Raw genomic sequence first — 17,266 nt, forward strand, 5'->3', positions numbered from 1 at the left:
GGTCCAGTCTTAGAACAGCACTTATTTATTTAGTTTCAATTAAGCCGTAACGACCATCATTCCTACGGTAAACAACACTAGTACCATTTGTTTCAGCATCTTGGAAAACGAAGAAATCGTGTTCCAACATGTTCATTTGCAAAATTGCTTCTTCTGGACTCATTGGCTTTAAACCAATTTGCTTGTTTCGAACAATAGTAAATTCTTTTGTTTCTTTTTCTTGTGCCTCTTCTTCAGCACCCTCAACAAAGAAATCACCAATTCCCTTTTCACGGGTCTTACGATTTACGCGTGTCTTATATTTTCTAATTTGTCTTTCAAGTTTTTCAGAAACAAAGTCGATGCTACGATACATATCATCAGTTGTTTCTTCTGCTCTCAATACTAAGTATGGAAGTGGAATAGTAACCTCAACTTTGGCAGTACGATCACGATACACCTTTAGATTGACGTGCGCAATAATATCTTGGTTCAAGTCAAAATATTTTTCTAGTTTCTTCAAACGTTTTTCAACGTAGCTTCTTAGAGCATCGGTTACTTCGATATTTTCACCACGAACATTATACTTTAACATATGAGATTCTCCTTTCAACTGCATTCGCAGTCTTATCTTATCTATATTATAACAAAACTTGAAAGCGCTGAACAACATATCTCATCGACAAATTGTAAAGCTAGAAATCTGTGCTTGTGGAAAGGCTATTTGAAGTGCATCCCGAGCATAATATAAAGTTCTTCCAGTCGTATAAATATCATCCAAAAGCAGGACTGAGCGTTTATTCACATCAGCCTTAATTCCCTCTTTAACAAAAAAACTTTGTTTGCTTTTCAGCCGCTCACTTCGCGTACGCTCACCTTGGGCACCTTGACCTTCTTTTTTGGCAAGAAGAAACGAAAGTGGCACTAGTTGACTGTAAATCTCAGCAACTGTATCAAACTGCCTTTTTGTGATGTGTTCAGGGGATGTGGGGATAGGAACATAAAAATCGGCTTTAATTTTCTTTAAATGCTCAAAGGACAGTTCTTGCAATACTTCTCGTAAAACATAGTCACCATATCGTTTATAACTTACCATTATTTCGTGAAAAGCATCATTGTAGCGATAAATTGCATGATTATGAAGCAGATTATTCCCATACACTTTTTGCCATTCTAAACAATCAAGACAGAGTTCATTTACAGCAGCTTTACCATAACAAATTTTACAGTGCTCTCCACTTATTGGTGCAAATTTGGTCAAACAATGCTGGCAAAAACATTGTTCATGAAATTTCTTAAAGGAAAAAATCCGCAAAAATGAGGTAGCAGGAATGAAATCTTGCCCACATAACAAGCACTTTTTCATTTATTCATCTCCCTAATTTGCTTAAGTGCATTACGAATATTTTGCGTGTACTTACGGTAACAAAATAAAACAAGTCCATCTGTATCATCTTTTGCCCGGCCGACACGCCCTGCAATTTGAACAAGGCTAGCTGATGTATAAATCTCGTCATCAGCTTGCACAACAATTACCCATACATGCTTAAAAGTTACTCCTCGTTCCAAAATTGTTGTTGTCACAAGAAGTTGCGACTTCCCCCGCCTAAAATTTTCCACTTTTGCCAATCTATTTTTATCCATGGCATGAACGCCCTCAACTATCACACTGCTAAACTGAGCATCATCTTTTAATGCATTCACATAGATGGGTATTTGTTCAATTCTAGGCACAAAAAGCAGTAATTGATGACCACTCTTAATAACTGCGTTAATTTCTTTTAACAATCTAGGATTAATTTTTTGTTTGAGTAAAAATGGGCGGTTAAAAAATAATTCTCGCGGAACTGGTAATAATCCACCATGAAACCGTCGGTTAAGACGTAAAATCTTTAACTGTTTTTTCTTAACCTTTTCAAGCAGATCATTTGTTGGCGTTGCCGTTAAGTAGGTTCTTACACCATCCTCTTTCACAGCATTCTTGGCGGCAAAATGCAGTTGCGTATTTTCAACATATGGAAAAGAGTCCACTTCATCGATTACCAGCAAATCAAAGGCACGATAAAACTTCATTAGTTGGTGTGTAGTACAAATGGTCAGTTGATCCAGTCTGGGTTCGTGATACTCTTTGCCATGATATTTCCCAATTTTTATTGTGTTAAAAGCTGCCTTAAATCTCGGGTACAGCTCATTAACAACATCTATTCTTGGTGTTGCAATACAGCTTCTTTTCCCCTGCGAAATGCATTCCGCAATTGCCGCAAAGAGCATTTCTGTTTTTCCAGCACCAGTAACTGCATGAACTAGCGTATCTGCTCTTTGATTGAAATTTTCAACAAGTTCGCACGAAACAGCTGCCTGACGTTTTGTCAGACTGCCATGCCAGGTTAAACCGCCATTGTTCATTCTTGGAAATTCAGCTAACTCTAGGTTACGAACAAGTAAATCACCTTCTACTATGCGTCCTAATTCAATACAATCGCGGCAATAAAATTTGCCATTTGGCAGCTTCGCATAAACTCTTGCACCGCAACGCATGCAGTGGCCTTGCTGAATTGCGTTAATTTTAGTTAAAGTTTCATTTGTGCTAAAATCCTCTTGACTGCTAATCCACTGGCGGCCAGTGAGGCAAGATGAATTTTCCATTTCTCTGTCCTCCTAATAATAAATACGTCAAAAGGAGGCAAACTTTTTTGGCCAAAGAAGAAAATTATTTAACAATTAAAGAAAATGGTTCAAACGAAATAGTAATTAAAAAGAGTCGCTTTATTGCAAGTCTTTTTCGCACCGAATCAGTAGCTGAAGCTGAAGCAGTAATCGCTGCAACCACAAAAAAATACCGTGATGCAACTCACAACACTTATGCTTATACGATAGGATTAAACGATGAGCAGGTAAAAGCCAGCGATAATGGTGAACCTTCTGGAACCGCTGGTGTTCCTGAGCTAAAAGCCCTACAACTGATGAATTTAAAAAATGTTACTGCTGTAGTTACGCGCTATTTTGGGGGGACTAAACTTGGTGCTGGTGGATTAATTCGGGCATATTCTAACAGCGTTACCGAAGGAGCTGAGGCAATCGGCGTTGTTAAGCGTGTCTTGCAACAAGAGCTTTCTTTTCACGTCGCATATAATCGGTTTGATGAAGTGAACCATTTTCTAAAAGAAGAAAACATTTGGATTGAAAAAGTTACCTATGGGGTCGATGTTGTCATTAGCATTTTTATCGATGAAAATGAGCAGCAAGAGCTTGAAAAAAAGCTCACCAACCTTATGAGCGGTCAAATCGAGTTTACGCCAGGTGATAAACGCTATAATGAAATTCCAATTACCGATCATAATTATCATGATAAATAAAAAGGACTAGTGCCTAGTCCTTTTTATGTTTGCTTTTTAATTGTTCTGGTTTTTCTTGACCCAAATGCCATACTTCAACCGTTGGGTCTTTCTTACTACGTGAATTGATTATTTTTTGTATCAAACTTAAAAGCGGTTTGTATTTTTCACCCAATAAGCCAATTGATTCAACAAATAACTCTAGTGCTACTGCTAACCCTGTAATGAGTAGCCATAGGCCCCACACCGGTGAAAGTAAGAAAAGCAATGAAATGAATGAAAAAATCAGTGAAATTCCATATATTGCTAAAACTGCTTGCCGGTGAGTTAGCCCCATTTTCATTAACTGATGATGCAGATGATGCTTATCCGCCTGTGAAACAGGTTGATTATTAAGCTTACGTCTAATCATCGCATAAATCGTATCAGTGATTGGCACACCCAAAATTGTGACTGGTACTAGCATTGAAATGAAAGTTACATTTTTCAAGCCCTTAAGCGAAAATACCGCAATCATGAAACCAATATAGAGGGCTCCTGTATCGCCTAAAAACATTTTGGCAGGATGAAAATTATACGGTAAAAATCCTAAAAGACATGCGGCTAGCATAAAACAACTAATTGGAATGTATAGCTGACCTGTATGTAAGAAGAAATAGCCAACTATTCCCATTGTTGTCAATGATATCATTGATACACCATCGGCTAAGCCGTCAAGGCCGTCAATTAAATCGACAGCATTAGTCAACGCTAAAATCCAAAAAATTGTTATAGGTAAGCTCCACCAGCCAAGATTTATTTGTTTATTTAAAAATGGCAGGTTTAGTACGCTCATTTTGATTCCGGCCAAAAAGTAAATTACCAATGAACCAATAAAAATACCAAACATTTTTTGCCTTGGCTTAAGTTCCATAATGTCATCAATAATTCCGGTTAGAACAATTACACTCGACCCAAGAAGAACACTAAAAGCTTCATGGGTAGGAAATTGCTCACGCAAGAGAATAAAAACCCCAATATTAAAAGTAACAAAAATACCCAAGCCACCTAGAGTCGGCATTGGTTTTTTGTTTACTCTTCTTTTGTTGGGGATGTCTACTGCCCCTAGAACAAAGGCTAATCTTCTAATAAAAGGTGTGATTGCAGCTTGAATAATCACTAAGAAAAACAGTTCAACGATAATTTTAAACATAATCGGCTACTTTCATAAATTAATTCTCTTAATTATACCGACTTGGCGGAAAATGTACAAATTAGGCTTTTCTTAGCACAAAAAAAGGTCGAATTTTCATTCAACCTCTTTATTTTGCAACTGCAACTACCCTTTTTTCACGAATGACCGTGATCTTAATATTACCTGGGTAATCAAGCTCTTTTTCAACTTGGTTTCGAATATCACGTGCTAAAACAGTGATGCGATCATCAGAGATCTTATCTGGCTCTACCATTACGCGAACTTCACGTCCTGCTTGAATGGCATAAGCCTGTTTAACTCCGTCATACCGATTCGCAATTTGTTCTAGTTCAGTTAACCGTCTAATATAGTTTTCTAAACTTTCACTTCTTGCTCCTGGTCTTGCAGAAGAAATCGTGTCTGCTGCCACTACTAGTTCAGCAATAAACGAAGTCTTCGGTACATCCCCGTGATGAGCAGCAATTGCATTAACTACTACATCTGGTTCATGATATTTTCTTGTTAATTCCACACCTATTTCTACGTGCGAGCCTTCAATATCATGATCGATGGCTTTTCCTATATCGTGTAATAATCCCGCGCGAACCGCTAATTTTTCATTTAAACCTAGCTCAGCCGCCATTGTGCCGGCTAATTTTGCCACTTCAATCGAGTGCCCTAAAACATTTTGTCCATATGATGTCCGATACTTGAGTCGACCTAATGTTTTAACCAATTCAGGATTCATTTTATGAATTCCTAATTCCATTAGGGCGCTTTCACCTGCTTCATAAATATCGTCATTGACCTCTTTACGAGCCTTATCAACCATTTCTTCGATTCTAGCAGGATGAATCCGTCCATCCTTAATTAAGCGTTCCATTGCTCGTTTTGCAATTTCACGTCTAATTGCGTCAAAACCACTTAGTGTAACTACTTTTGGAGTATCATCAATAATTAAATCAACACCAGTAAGGGCTTCAAAAGAACGAATATTTCTACCTTCACGGCCAATAATTCGTCCTTTCATTTCTTCATTAGGTAAATCAACAACTGAGACAGTAGTCTCGGCCACAGTATCAGCTGAGCTATTCTGAATGGCATCAATAATGATCTTATGAGCATAATGGTCAGCCTTTGCCTTAACTTCCTCATTACTATTTTGAATCATTTCCGCACGTTCTTTAACTAGTTCATCAGATAGTTGACTAAGAACCATCTTTTTACCCTGCTCTTTATCCAAATGAGCTACTTCGTAGAGCTTATCTTGGCTTTGCTGTACCAGCTCATCAGCTTTTTTAATTTTTCCATCTAAATCAGCTTTTTGTTTTACTAATTGGTTTTCCTTCTCGGTCAGTCCATCCTCTTTTTCGATCAACAAAGAATTCTTGTGATTGAGTGTATCTTCTCGTTGTTTTAAGCGATTATCATCACGTGCAATTGCGTCACGCTTTGTGTTTAGCTCATCTTCAACTTTTTGTCGATATTCTTGAATCTGTTCTTGAGCTTCAAGAATTTTCTCTTTTTTGGTATTTTGTGCACTTTGCTTAATAGCATCTGCTGCCTGCTTTTGTGCGTTGACTTCAGCTTTTGCAGCATCTACTTGTGCTTTTGCTTCGGTTAAAATATGGTCAGCATCACTTTGCGCATTTTGGACTTTTTTCTCCCAAACGTTCTTTCGAACAGCGTAGCCAATGACTGTACCAACTAAAATTGAAATAATAGCAACCGCGACGGGAATCAATATTGTATTTGTCATGATTACTATCGCCTTTTTTGTTTTTTAGATTATTTACACATAATTAATAATAATGAACCGCGAGAACGATGTCAAACAAGTAGAAAAAAACCTTGATCTAAATTATAGATCAAGGTTAATCTCCTCAACTTTAGTTACTTTTGTTGTCGGTTTCCTTTTTTTCGGAAACCTCCTTTTCAGCATTTTCAGCTTCTTTAGCCTTTTTACTTTTAACTTTTTCAGGGTCTTCACGCTCAGCAATTGACTCTTCATCAATGCCATAGGCTTGTCTTACCTTCTGTTGAATTTCATCATAGATATCAGGATGCTCTTCAAGATACGCTTTGGCATTCTCACGCCCTTGGCCAATTCTTTCATCGTTATATGAATACCAAGAACCCGCTTTAGCAACAATATCTTTATCGGCAGCCATATCAAGTAATTCACCACTTTGTGAAATACCCTTGCCGTACATCATGTCAACTTCAGCGACTTTGAATGGCGGCGCAACCTTGTTTTTAACCACTTTAATTTTTACTCGGTTACCAGTAATTTCGCCACCAGTTTGCTTGATTTTTTCTGCTCTTCTAATCTCTAGTCTAATCGTAGAATAGAACTTAAGGGCACGGCCACCAGGAGTAGTTTCTGGATTACCAAACATAATACCGACTTTTTCACGAATCTGATTAATAAAAATTGCAATCGTTTTTGTCTTATTAATGTTTCCTGACAGCTTACGTAAGGCCTGACTCATCAAACGAGCCTGCAAACCAACGTGACTGTCACCCATTTCACCATCAATTTCTGCTTGAGGTACTAAGGCAGCTACAGAGTCAACAATTAAAATGTCAATCGCGCCACTCGTAATCAGTGTGTCCGCAATTTGCAAACCTTCTTCACCAGTATTTGGCTGGGATAGGATAAGTGAATCAACATCAACACCTAAAGCTTCCGCATATGCTGGATCCATTGCGTTTTCCGCATCAATATACGCAGCCGTTCCGCCACGCTTTTGCACTTCAGCTACGGCATGCAAAGCAACCGTAGTTTTACCTGAAGATTCAGGTCCATAAATTTCAACAATTCTGCCTCGCGGATAGCCGCCAACCCCAAGAGCTGCATCTAATGCAAGCGAGCCGGATGGAACGGTTGAAATTTTGGTATCCGCCTTGTCGCCCATGCGCATAACGGCACCTTTACCAAAATTCTTTTCGATTTTTTTCAGCGCATTTTCCAATGCAGCCTGCTTTTCATCTTTGGCCAAGAATTTTTTCCTCCTCTAGTATCTAGTCCTCAATTTAGTACTTACTAATTATACTTTGATTTAGTGTATATTTGCAAGAAAAAGCGAACAAATGTTTTAAAATTACTTTCTTACTAATAAGTACGCTAGAACTAACAATAATTTTTTGCAATTTAATTTCTTAGCCCTTTTGGTTGCAACCATTTTTGTAAAAAGTTCAGAAGTAAATCTGCCAAAATTGCCATTAACGCGGTTGGCAATGCACCTGCTAAAATAATTGCACTACCGTTAGTTGCATTGGTGCCACGGATAATTATATCGCCTAGTCCTCCTGCACCAACAAAAGAACCAATTGATGTGATTCCAATTGCAATCACGAGAGCATTTTTTAATCCGGCAATAATTACTGACATTGATAACGGAAGTCGCACTAGATAGAGCAACTGCCATTTAGTCATACCCATCCCTTTACCTGAGTCAATGACATTTTTATCAACACTCTTCATTCCAGTATATGTATTTTTAATAATTGGTAATAAAGAATAGAGCGTCACCGTCACTATTACCGTCATTACACCTAGTCCCATCCCAATCATAATTATCGAAAGCAATGCAAGTGACGGAATAGTTTGAATAAAGTTGGCAATTTCTACAACGAAGTTACCTAAGCGTGCATTCCTGGAAATAAAGATTCCAATGGGAATTCCAACTACAGCTGCAAACAGTACGCCGTATATCGAGATTAAAAACGTGCGGTTAAATTGTTGCAAAACATAACTGCCATTGTGCTGGTAATAATAAATAAATTGTTGCCACAAACCTAATTTTGACATTATTTTTGCCCCCTAAAGTAATTGTGCTTGACCAAGAATTGATGAGCGACAGTAGCAGGCTCAAGTAATTTATCATCCACTTGATAATTCATTGCCCTAATTTCATGGACATTAATATTACCTACTAATCTACTTAAAAGTGGCTTTAAATCAGGATGCTCACGTAAAAGATAGTTATTAATCAACATCCCGCAGTTATATGGTGGGAAAAAGTGCTTATCGTCTTTTAGTAAGTGTAATTTATAACTATCAATCCGGCCATCAGTCGAATAGCCTAAAATGACATCCATCTTTCCACTTTTCAAAGCTGAATATACTAGCCCGATATTCATTGGATGTGCCTTTGAAAAGGTAATGCCATACGCTGTCTGAAAGGCAGGATAACCAACACCAGGAGCATTGACCCACTCCGATGCAACTCCGAAAGAAAACTTATCCTTTACTTTTTTTAAATCAGAAATATTATATAAATGATATTTTTCCTGATCCTTCGCTCTTACCATAAAAGCATAGTTGTTCGCGAAACCATAAGTGGGCAGATAAGTTTGATCCCATCTTTTCTTTACTTCTCGCCTAACTGTTTCATTCGCCTTTTTTGAATCCTTAATTGCTGGTAATAGTAAATTAGCTGTTAACTCACCACCATCGTAAGCAGCAGCTTGAATGTCAGCATCGTGCCGATATAAAGCTTGGTGTTGCATTGGCGCTGAACCTAAATTATTGATAATTGAAGTTTTATAATTCGTTTCATGTTCAATCAATTGAGCAACAATGTTAGCCACAATTTGTGATTCAGTAGTCGTTAGAGCTGTAATCCTAATATCATCATTTTGTCCCTGAGTATCCGCTAAACCAGGTAAGCCACAAGCACTGCTGGTCAATACAAGTAAGACTGCAATGAATAACAACAATAAATTTTTAAATTGCTTTTTCATTAGACATACCTCCTTATATTCCCTTCGGCGAAAGCTTCTTCTCTAACAGGCCCAATAAGTAATCTGCCAAAAGTGCCAAGATAATAACTGGAATCGTACCACCAAAAATTAAATCTGGTTGATATAAACTTAAGCCATTGAAGATGAAGTCACCTAATCCACCGGCACCAATATATGATGCTAAAGTAGCCCAAGCAATGACATAGATAGCTGATAAACGAATGCCCGACATAATTACCGGCATTGCTAAGGGGATATCAACCTTAAGAATTAATTGCATTTTCGTCATTCCTAGTCCGCGAGCTGAGTCTATCGTGTCTGGATTTACATCAGTCAAGCCAACGTATGTATTTCGCATTATTGGCATCAGGCTATAAAGAAATAATGCGATAATTGCTGGTACACGTCCCACACCAAAGAAAGGAATCATCATTGCGAGTAGTGCTAAGGCTGGAATGGTCTGCAACATACTCGCAAGTGCGATTACGACTTTAGCAGTCTTAGGAAATTTAAGCAAAATCACACTAATCGGTACCGCAACTATGATTCCCAAAAACAATGAAATTGCGGAAATATAAATTTGTTGCCAAGTTTTCTCAAGCAACTCTGAACCATGTTGTGCAATGAAAGCAGACATACTAATTCGCCTTCTTTTCTAACTCTTCTGTTGCAGGTTTCTTTTCTCCCCAAATTTTTTCATAGACAACATTAACTAAACTAGATCGAGTAACTACTCCAATTAGCTTTCTCTCTGCGTCAACGACAGGAATATATTGACCGTTGCGACTTAAAATTCTGCTGAAGTTATCACGTAAATATTCTTCAGGCCCTACGGTAGCATTAATTGGCAACATAATATCACTAACTGAACTAACATGAGGATACTTTCTTTGTAAGTCAGCAATCGAAATGTAGCCTTTCAAATGATTATCATCATCAATCACAAGCAAAGTATCAACGTGACGTTCCTTCATCATTGCTAACGCATCATTCAAAGAAGCACCCAAATTAATTTTTACGGGTGCTGTCATCACGTTTTTAACCTTAACAGTTTCATACTTTGCTTCAGAAAGTCGCTCTTCACCAATCAGGCTCTCAACAAATTTATTTGCAGGATGATGCAAAATTTCTTCCGGACTTCCTACCTGAATTAACTTGCCGTCATGCAAAACGACAATCTTAGTGGCAAGTTTTAGTGCTTCGTCCATGTCATGTGTCACAAAAACAATCGTTTTACCTAACTGCATTTGTAAATTTTGCACTAAGTTTTGTAAGCTCTCCCGCGTAATTGGATCTAGCGCACCAAAAGGTTCATCCATTAAAATTAAATTTTGATTTGCAGCCAAGGCCCGCACTACACCAATCCGTTGCTGTTGTCCTCCAGAGAGTTCAGCTGGATAGCGATCTAAATAAGGTTCGGGTAATTCAGCCAGTTTAATTAAACGCTCTGCTTCTTCATTGAGCTTTTCTTTCGACCATTTTAAAAGTTTGGGTACTAGAACGATATTTTCACGAATTGTCATATGCGGCATTAAACCATTATTTTGAATTACGTAACCAATCTTTCGACGTAAGTTAACTGAGTTAAGCTTCTTTACGTCCTTGCCGTTAACCAAGACTTGTCCTTTAGTTACGCTATTCATCCGGTTAATCATTCTCATTAACGTCGTTTTACCTGAACCGGAGGTACCGATTAAACAGCAAAATTCACCCTTATTTATTTTAAAGCTAATGTGCTCCACTGCTGGTTGCTTCGACTTAGAGTAAATCTTCGTCACATCTTTGAATTCAACCATTGGAATTTCTTTTACCATAAAATCTCTCCTTTTCATTTTAATCATAATTTAATCTTAACAGTATTATTACTTGTTATCAATCTTGTTGCTCTATACTAGGTTTCATTAACCAATTTTGAGCAAACAAAAAACACTAACTAAGTTAGTGTTTTATATTTATTCAAGTTATTTTTACATAGATCCTTTGAACACACCCCATGAACTGCGGAAGTAATCCCAGCCAGAGTATATTGTAAAAATTAAAGCTAGATATAGCAAAATTGTTCCAATATGGTAAAAATCACCAACTAATAAGAAGATAATTGATAACATTTGGCATGTAGTCTTAATTTTGCCTGGCATAGCAGCTGCCATTACTTGCCCCTTGTTTTCAACAAGTAGCAAACGTAAGCCAGTTACTGCTAACTCCCGGCAAACAATAACTGCAACTATCCATGCTGGAGCTAAATTTAAAGAAATCAACATAATAAAAGCTGTCATTGTCAACATTTTGTCAGCTAAAGGATCAGCAAACTTACCAAAGTTAGTAACTAAGTTACGTGAACGCGCAATATGTCCGTCAAACCAATCTGTTGCCGATGCAACTGCAAAAACAATCGCAGCAACTACTAATCTCCAATAAACAGTTGATCCAGCAACTTTAACACTGGCGTTCCCACCAAAAATAATAATTAATACAAATACCGGTATTAAGAAAATTCTAAAAACCGTTAATTTATTAGGTAAATTCATTCTAAATTACTTCCTTCTAATATTTGGCAGTCTTTTACCGACCGCCATTGCTGTTACTTGTGGACTGGTTAGAATGGTTAGCTTCAGTTCCCTGTCCATTGTTAGTTTGCTGGTTTGTTTCATGACCTGATTGACCATTATTAGTTTGACCGTTCTGCTGGTTATTAGTGGTACCATTTGACTGATTTTGGCCTTGATTATGCTGATTTGTATTAGTATTGGTATTTGAATGCGTAGTCGCTTGGTTATTATTAGTTGGCGTTGAATTGTTCTCAGTTGTCTGAGATTGTTCTTGCTTATACTTACCAATATAGAAAGTCAAAGTACTGCCAGTAATCCGTGGATCAAAGTGCATTCTCTTACCACCAATCCTAATTGTTGCACCATAAGGATTAGTGAATGTCACTATCATAGTTTTAGCAGATTCAGGAATAGCTAAAGTACGTTTCTGATTTGGAGTTAGCAGTTGGCTTGCTTGACTAACGCCGTCAATTACAACGGAAACATTGGTTTGTTGATTACCAGCTCGTACAACTAAGCTGCGGTTTTCCTTTAAGCCAGTTACTTGATATTGATTATTACTCAATTGCTTAATTTTCACATTAGCTTTCTTAACTTGCTTCCGTTTCTTAGGCTTTGTTGTATTGTTATCTGATGAAACAGAAACATCGTTAGCAGAATTGTCAGGTTGATTGTCTCTAGCAGAAAAATGAGCATAAACCATATAACAAACAAGCACAGCCAAAATAATTCCTACACCAACAATAATTCTTGGAAGATACTCTTTCCAAATCTTCTTTTTATTGCTAGTTGTTTTGCTGACTTCTTCACTTTTGTTATCGATTGAATCCTCAACATATTCTTCAGGCTCAGCTTGGGGAATGTCATTGTGGTATTCACTAAGAAGCTGTTTGCCGTCTAATCCGACTACTTGTGCATATTGTCTAATAAAAGCACGTACATAAAAGTCTCCAGGAAGCTTATCAAAGTCATCTTGCTCAATTGCCGTCAGATACCTGCCTTGAATTTTGGTTACTTTTTCAATATCTTCAATTGAAAGTCCCTTTGCCTCTCTGGCACTGCGTAATTTGTCTCCAATATCTGCCATAGTTACCCCTTTTAATTTATAACTTTACACACTGAGTATAACATATATACTACTAATTTCTTTTACCATTATATAAACTAAGTTAACCAGCCACCACTAACATAAAGCGTTTGTCCAGTTAAATAAGTTGAATTGGGATCAAGTAAGGCTTTGACCCAGAATGAAATGTCAGCGCCACTGGCTAATCGTCCAGCCGGAATTTCTCCTACTACTTCTGCCATTTCTTCAACAGAAATCATTTTATTCATTGCTGTGTCAACCGCACCGGGTGCTATAACATTTACCGTTAAGTTAGCCGATGCAACTTCTCTAGCGTATGCCTGGCTAAAGCGACTTAGTCCAGCCTTGGTTGCACTATAAACTGCTTCCATTGCACTGCCCTGAGCTCCATAAACCGAACCGATAAAAATAATTCGACTAAAATCATTTTTTAGCAAGAGCGGCTCAAGCAAGCTAGTCAACTTAATTGGTGTAACTAAATTGACCTGCATTACCTCATCGACTTTATCCAAATTTTGGTCACTGAGAAGATGATAATCTGTAATGCCCTGAGCAAAAATAACTGCATTAATTGGCAGCAAGCTCTGCACCATTTTTTCAAGCTCATTATTTTCTGCAAAAAAACTGAACTTGAGCGGTAGAAATTCCTGCGATGGGTATTGCTTCATGAAGCTTTGACTCATTTCACAAGCAGCTGTCCAATTACTGCTACAATGAATATATAAAGACCAACCGGCTTCAGCTAAATCGGTACAAATCGACCGCCCAATACCACCAGTTGCACCAAAAACTATCGCTCGCTGCATCAAAACATTTCCTTTTTTGTTTTAGTGAACAAAACAACAAAAACAGCATTGCAATTATATAATAATTACTTTTCAGATGCTACAATTTCGGCTAAAGTTCACATTCGAATTAATTTTAACATTATTTTTTCTCAAAACTTGGCAAAAAAACCACATGCTAAACTTTCTTAAAAATTAGCTCTTATCTTCAGTTTTTTGGGGTTGTATTAATACTTGGCGCGGCTTTGATCCTTCAGATGGACCGACTATACCTTTAGCTTCCATCTCATCAACAATGCGGGCAGCACGATTGTAACCAATTCTGAACCGACGTTGCAACATTGACACACTAGCTGATTGTTGTCTTCTAACTAGATCAACAGCTTGATCATATAATTCATCCTCTGGCTCAGCGTCAGCATTATCAGTTGTTTCTTCAGTTTTTTGCGGAATCATGCCCTCATCATATTTTGGCTTTTGCTGTTGACTTACCCATGAAATGACTTTTTCAACTTCATGAGAAGAAATATAGGCACCTTGAATTCGCTCAGGCTTTGAAGCACCCACTGGCATATACAACATGTCTCCACGCCCCAGCAATTTTTCTGCACCGTTTTGGTCAAGAATAGTTCGAGAGTCAATTCCACTTGAAACCGCAAATGAAATTCTGGAAGGCACGTTAGCCTTTATTAGTCCCGTAATAACGTCAACACTTGGTCGTTGCGTTGCTAAAATCATGTGGATACCGGCAGCACGAGCCATTTGTCCTAAACGAACAATTGCACCTTCTACGTCGCGGCCACCAACCATCATTAGGTCACTTAATTCATCAACTACAACTAAGATGTATGGTAAAGGCTGCATCACAGGCTTACTTTTATCCTGATTATTTATTTCCACCTTTTCATTAAATTCAGCCATATTACGTGCACCGCTTGCAGCAAATAGCTTATAGCGACGCTCCATTTCTTTAACTGCTTTACTTAGGGCATTTGCAGCTAATTTTGGATCTGTGACTACCGGAATTAACAGATGGGGTACACCATTATAGACTGAAAGCTCAACCATCTTCGGATCAATTAAAATCAATTTTACTTGATCTGGGGTAGCTTTCATTAAAATACTCGTTAATATCGTATTCACTGCAACAGATTTACCAGAGCCGGTTGAACCAGCAATCAGGAGGTGCGGCATCTTCGTCAAATTGGCAGAAATAATTTGACCACTGACGTCCTTACCAAGTGGAACTTGCATTGGATCAACTTTAGCCTTGCTATCCTGATTCTGCATCACATCTTTAAAAGCCACAACCGAAGTTGCACGATTGGGGACTTCAATTCCAATGTACGGTTTTCCCGGAATCGGTGCTTCAATTCTGATATCTTTTGCTGCAAGAGCCAGCGCAAGATCATCAGCTAAGTTAACTATCCGGCTTACCTTCACACCGACGGCTGGTTGAACTTCATACCGTGTGACCGTGGGCCCCAGAATTGCTTTCTTGATATTGACATTGACGCCAAAGCTCTTAAAAGTAGATTGCAGGGTCTGGGTATTTTTTCTAATCAAAGCTTTGTCAGCACTTTGGTCAATATTTTTAACTGAATCGAGTAATGTCAATGGTGGCTTTTGATATTCGGGGTTAACTACTTCTTTACCATCAAATTCACCATGATCAACTGATCCAAGCTCCTGCATCAATTTCTGGTCTTCGTCTGCAAAAGAATGAGACTTAGGTAATTCAGTTTCTGACTGCTCTTGCTGGTCATCATGACTGGAATATTGAACTTGGCTATCATCTTCAAGCGGCTCCTGATAAGCTGGCTGTTCTTCAATTGGAAGTTCTTCTGCAAAATCATTTTCCTGATTGGACGAAGCATTATTTTCATCTTCGATATCATCTTTTACAGTAAAATCATCAACATTTGGAAAAACTGGTGATTCAGAAGAAAGTGGGTCTTGAAAATCGTCCTTTTTTTCTTCTCTTTTTTGAATCTGCTCCTCACGAATTTCACTGTACTTCTCTTTGATTTTTGAACCAGCCTTTTTATTTTTGGCAATAAACAACTGGCTGACTGCCTGAAACTTCCTGATGACATCAGCAAATTTAACATCAAAGAACATCAAAATGCCAATTGGAATAAACAGAATTGCAAACACCCGCAAACCAATATGTCCAAGTAGTGGATAAAATAGTTGGTAGCAAATAGCACCAATTAATCCTCCACCAATTGACTCAGTAATAGCAGCGCGCCCAAATTCTGCCGACATTTCATGCCAAAAAGCGTTCATGAACGCATTATTGACTAATTCACGTTCAAAATAAACGCTGCTTTGGATAATCAAAAAACCTAAAATTGCTAAGAGCAACCCACATGTTCTTTTCAGTTTAAAGTGCATCGGCTTGTTGTATATCAACATCACTAAGCCGAAAATTGCGAATAGTCCAGCAATTAATAGATAAGAGTCACCAAAAAATAGGCGGAAAGCATTAGCAATTTGTTTACCTAAAATACCAAATTTAGCAAAAGCTAAAATTACAATAATTATTTGGACAAGGCCGATAATAGCCCAAGTTATCCCTGTATTTTGCGCCTTCTTACTTACTTTTGTTGTCTTCTTCTTTTTCTTAGGCATAAAATCACCTAATTAAGCTTTAAAAGTTGGCTTGGAAGTTCAAATTAACTGGTTCATCCAGCGCAATTTGCGTAACTTCATAAGTCAATGTTTCAATATATTCAACCAATGGGCGACTTAAAATTTTGTAATCTGTCTTTGAAAGGTCACTACCATCACCGAAATAATCTTTAATTTTAACAACTTGGCTAATCATGCCACTAACAGTGAATTCACCGGGAGCAGGTGCCACCTCAAAAACAACAGTAATGTCGAAGTAATTACCGTCTTCACCCGGATCAGTGGTTCCATCTTCATTTTGTTTTTCAACTTTTTTCAAACCAAAGTTTACATTATCCTTAGTTTCAAGTTCTTCATTAATGTCGTAGTGAAAATTCTTTACTATGACTGGCGTTTCTTTATTAAATTCCATTATTGCTCTCCTTTTAAATTACGTTCATATCTTTCTGGTCGATTATAGCTGTCCTTAAGCTTATCATTTTCGTAGTGATGCTCTTTTTCCAATCCTGGAAAACCTTGCTGACGAATTGCTTCCAACAGGACAATCGCAACCGAATTAGCTAGGTTATAGCATCTGATATTATCAGACATTGGAATCCGTAAATTGCGTTCATAATATTCTCGCATAAACGTTTCTGGTAAACCAGTTGTTTCCTTACCAAAAACAAAATAATAATTCTTTTTTGGATCTGTGTAACTTACTTCCGCATAGTTTTTTGATGAAAATTTGGAAATCAAGTACATTTCATCGGCTGGGCCAAGACTGTTTAAAAAAGCTGTAAGGTCATCGTGCAGACGCACATCAACCTTATCCCAATAATCAAGTCCGGCACGTTTCATCGTCTTATTATCAATGCGAAAACCAAGTGGTTCAATTAAGTCCAATACAGTGTTGGTACCCGCACAGGTCCGTGCGATATTACCTGTGTTAGCAGGCATTAATGGTTCATATAAAACAACGTGATTAGTCACTT

General features: G+C 37.8%; 17 protein-coding genes. 1 reads left to right on the forward strand and 16 read right to left on the reverse strand.

All coding sequences use genetic code 11. The features are described from left to right. Positions 1-25: 25 nt before the first annotated feature. The 3 genes from hpf to H3R21_RS02685 form a co-directional block, all read right to left on the reverse strand. Positions 26-574, reverse strand: coding sequence for a ribosome hibernation-promoting factor, HPF/YfiA family (hpf, locus tag H3R21_RS02675; RefSeq protein ID WP_122034706.1), 549 nt, complete (start codon positions 572-574; stop codon positions 26-28). Between the two features lie 81 nt (positions 575-655). Next, entirely contained in the window at positions 656-1,345 is a 690-nt protein-coding gene (locus H3R21_RS02680) for a ComF family protein (RefSeq protein WP_198182803.1), read from the reverse strand. Further along, positions 1,342-2,625 (reverse strand): helicase-related protein, encoded by a 1,284-nt coding sequence (locus H3R21_RS02685; protein ID WP_198182805.1) that lies wholly within the window; start codon positions 2,623-2,625, stop codon positions 1,342-1,344. The genes H3R21_RS02680 and H3R21_RS02685 overlap by 4 nt, the downstream gene beginning before the upstream one ends. A 47-nt stretch (positions 2,626-2,672) precedes the next feature. Here H3R21_RS02685 and H3R21_RS02690 point away from each other — a divergent pair, with 47 nt between their 5' ends. After that, on the forward strand, positions 2,673-3,335 hold the full coding sequence (locus H3R21_RS02690) for a YigZ family protein (RefSeq protein ID WP_198182807.1): 663 nt from the start codon (positions 2,673-2,675) through the stop codon (positions 3,333-3,335). A 13-nt stretch (positions 3,336-3,348) separates the two neighbouring features. On the opposite strand, the gene H3R21_RS02695 is transcribed toward H3R21_RS02690, so the two are convergent. The 13 genes from H3R21_RS02695 to H3R21_RS02755 all read right to left on the reverse strand — a co-directional run bounded on the left by H3R21_RS02695 (position 3,349) and on the right by H3R21_RS02755 (position 17,264). Next, positions 3,349-4,506: a glycosyltransferase family 4 protein gene (locus tag H3R21_RS02695; protein WP_198182809.1), complete on the reverse strand. Its 1,158-nt coding sequence runs from the start codon at positions 4,504-4,506 to the stop codon at positions 3,349-3,351. 109 nt (positions 4,507-4,615) lie between these two features. Next, entirely contained in the window at positions 4,616-6,247 is a 1,632-nt protein-coding gene (rny, locus tag H3R21_RS02700) for a ribonuclease Y (protein ID WP_198182811.1), read from the reverse strand. Positions 6,248-6,377: 130 nt separating this feature from the next. Then, entirely contained in the window at positions 6,378-7,490 is a 1,113-nt protein-coding gene (recA, locus tag H3R21_RS02705; RefSeq protein ID WP_198182813.1) for a recombinase RecA, read from the reverse strand. A gap of 152 nt (positions 7,491-7,642) precedes the next feature. After that, a complete protein-coding gene (locus tag H3R21_RS02710) occupies positions 7,643-8,302 on the reverse strand; it encodes an ABC transporter permease (RefSeq protein WP_198182815.1) in 660 nt (219 codons plus the stop codon). Next, a complete protein-coding gene (locus H3R21_RS02715) occupies positions 8,302-9,237 on the reverse strand; it encodes an osmoprotectant ABC transporter substrate-binding protein (protein WP_198182817.1) in 936 nt (311 codons plus the stop codon). The genes H3R21_RS02710 and H3R21_RS02715 overlap by 1 nt, the downstream gene beginning before the upstream one ends. A 13-nt stretch (positions 9,238-9,250) precedes the next feature. After that, positions 9,251-9,874, reverse strand: coding sequence for an ABC transporter permease (locus H3R21_RS02720; RefSeq protein WP_198182819.1), 624 nt, complete (start codon positions 9,872-9,874; stop codon positions 9,251-9,253). 1 nt (position 9,875) lies between these two features. After that, entirely contained in the window at positions 9,876-11,051 is a 1,176-nt protein-coding gene (locus H3R21_RS02725; protein WP_278952355.1) for an ABC transporter ATP-binding protein, read from the reverse strand. Positions 11,052-11,204: 153 nt separating this feature from the next. Beyond that, positions 11,205-11,765 (reverse strand): CDP-diacylglycerol--glycerol-3-phosphate 3-phosphatidyltransferase, encoded by a 561-nt coding sequence (gene pgsA / locus H3R21_RS02730; protein WP_198182821.1) that lies wholly within the window; start codon positions 11,763-11,765, stop codon positions 11,205-11,207. Between the two features lie 34 nt (positions 11,766-11,799). Continuing rightward, positions 11,800-12,873 carry a RodZ family helix-turn-helix domain-containing protein gene (locus H3R21_RS02735; protein WP_198182823.1) on the reverse strand — a complete coding sequence of 358 codons (1,074 nt, stop codon included), beginning with the start codon at positions 12,871-12,873 and terminating at the stop codon, positions 11,800-11,802. A gap of 77 nt (positions 12,874-12,950) precedes the next feature. Then, a complete protein-coding gene (gene ymfI, locus H3R21_RS02740) occupies positions 12,951-13,679 on the reverse strand; it encodes an elongation factor P 5-aminopentanone reductase (protein ID WP_198182825.1) in 729 nt (242 codons plus the stop codon). 174 nt (positions 13,680-13,853) lie between these two features. Then, the gene (locus H3R21_RS02745; protein WP_198182827.1) at positions 13,854-16,292 is read right to left on the reverse strand and encodes a DNA translocase FtsK; all 2,439 of its coding nucleotides are present in this window, start codon (positions 16,290-16,292) and stop codon (positions 13,854-13,856) included. 19 nt (positions 16,293-16,311) lie between these two features. Continuing rightward, positions 16,312-16,704, reverse strand: a complete 393-nt coding sequence (locus H3R21_RS02750) for a DUF1149 family protein (RefSeq protein WP_046306452.1) — start codon at positions 16,702-16,704, stop codon at positions 16,312-16,314. Beyond that, positions 16,704-17,264 (reverse strand): tRNA (cytidine(34)-2'-O)-methyltransferase, encoded by a 561-nt coding sequence (locus tag H3R21_RS02755; protein WP_198182829.1) that lies wholly within the window; start codon positions 17,262-17,264, stop codon positions 16,704-16,706. The genes H3R21_RS02750 and H3R21_RS02755 overlap by 1 nt, the downstream gene beginning before the upstream one ends. Between the last annotated feature and the right edge of the window lie 2 nt (positions 17,265-17,266).

The sequence above is a fragment of the Lactobacillus sp. W8172 genome, from assembly GCF_016102055.1.
Lineage (GTDB): Bacteria > Bacillota > Bacilli > Lactobacillales > Lactobacillaceae > Lactobacillus > Lactobacillus apis_A.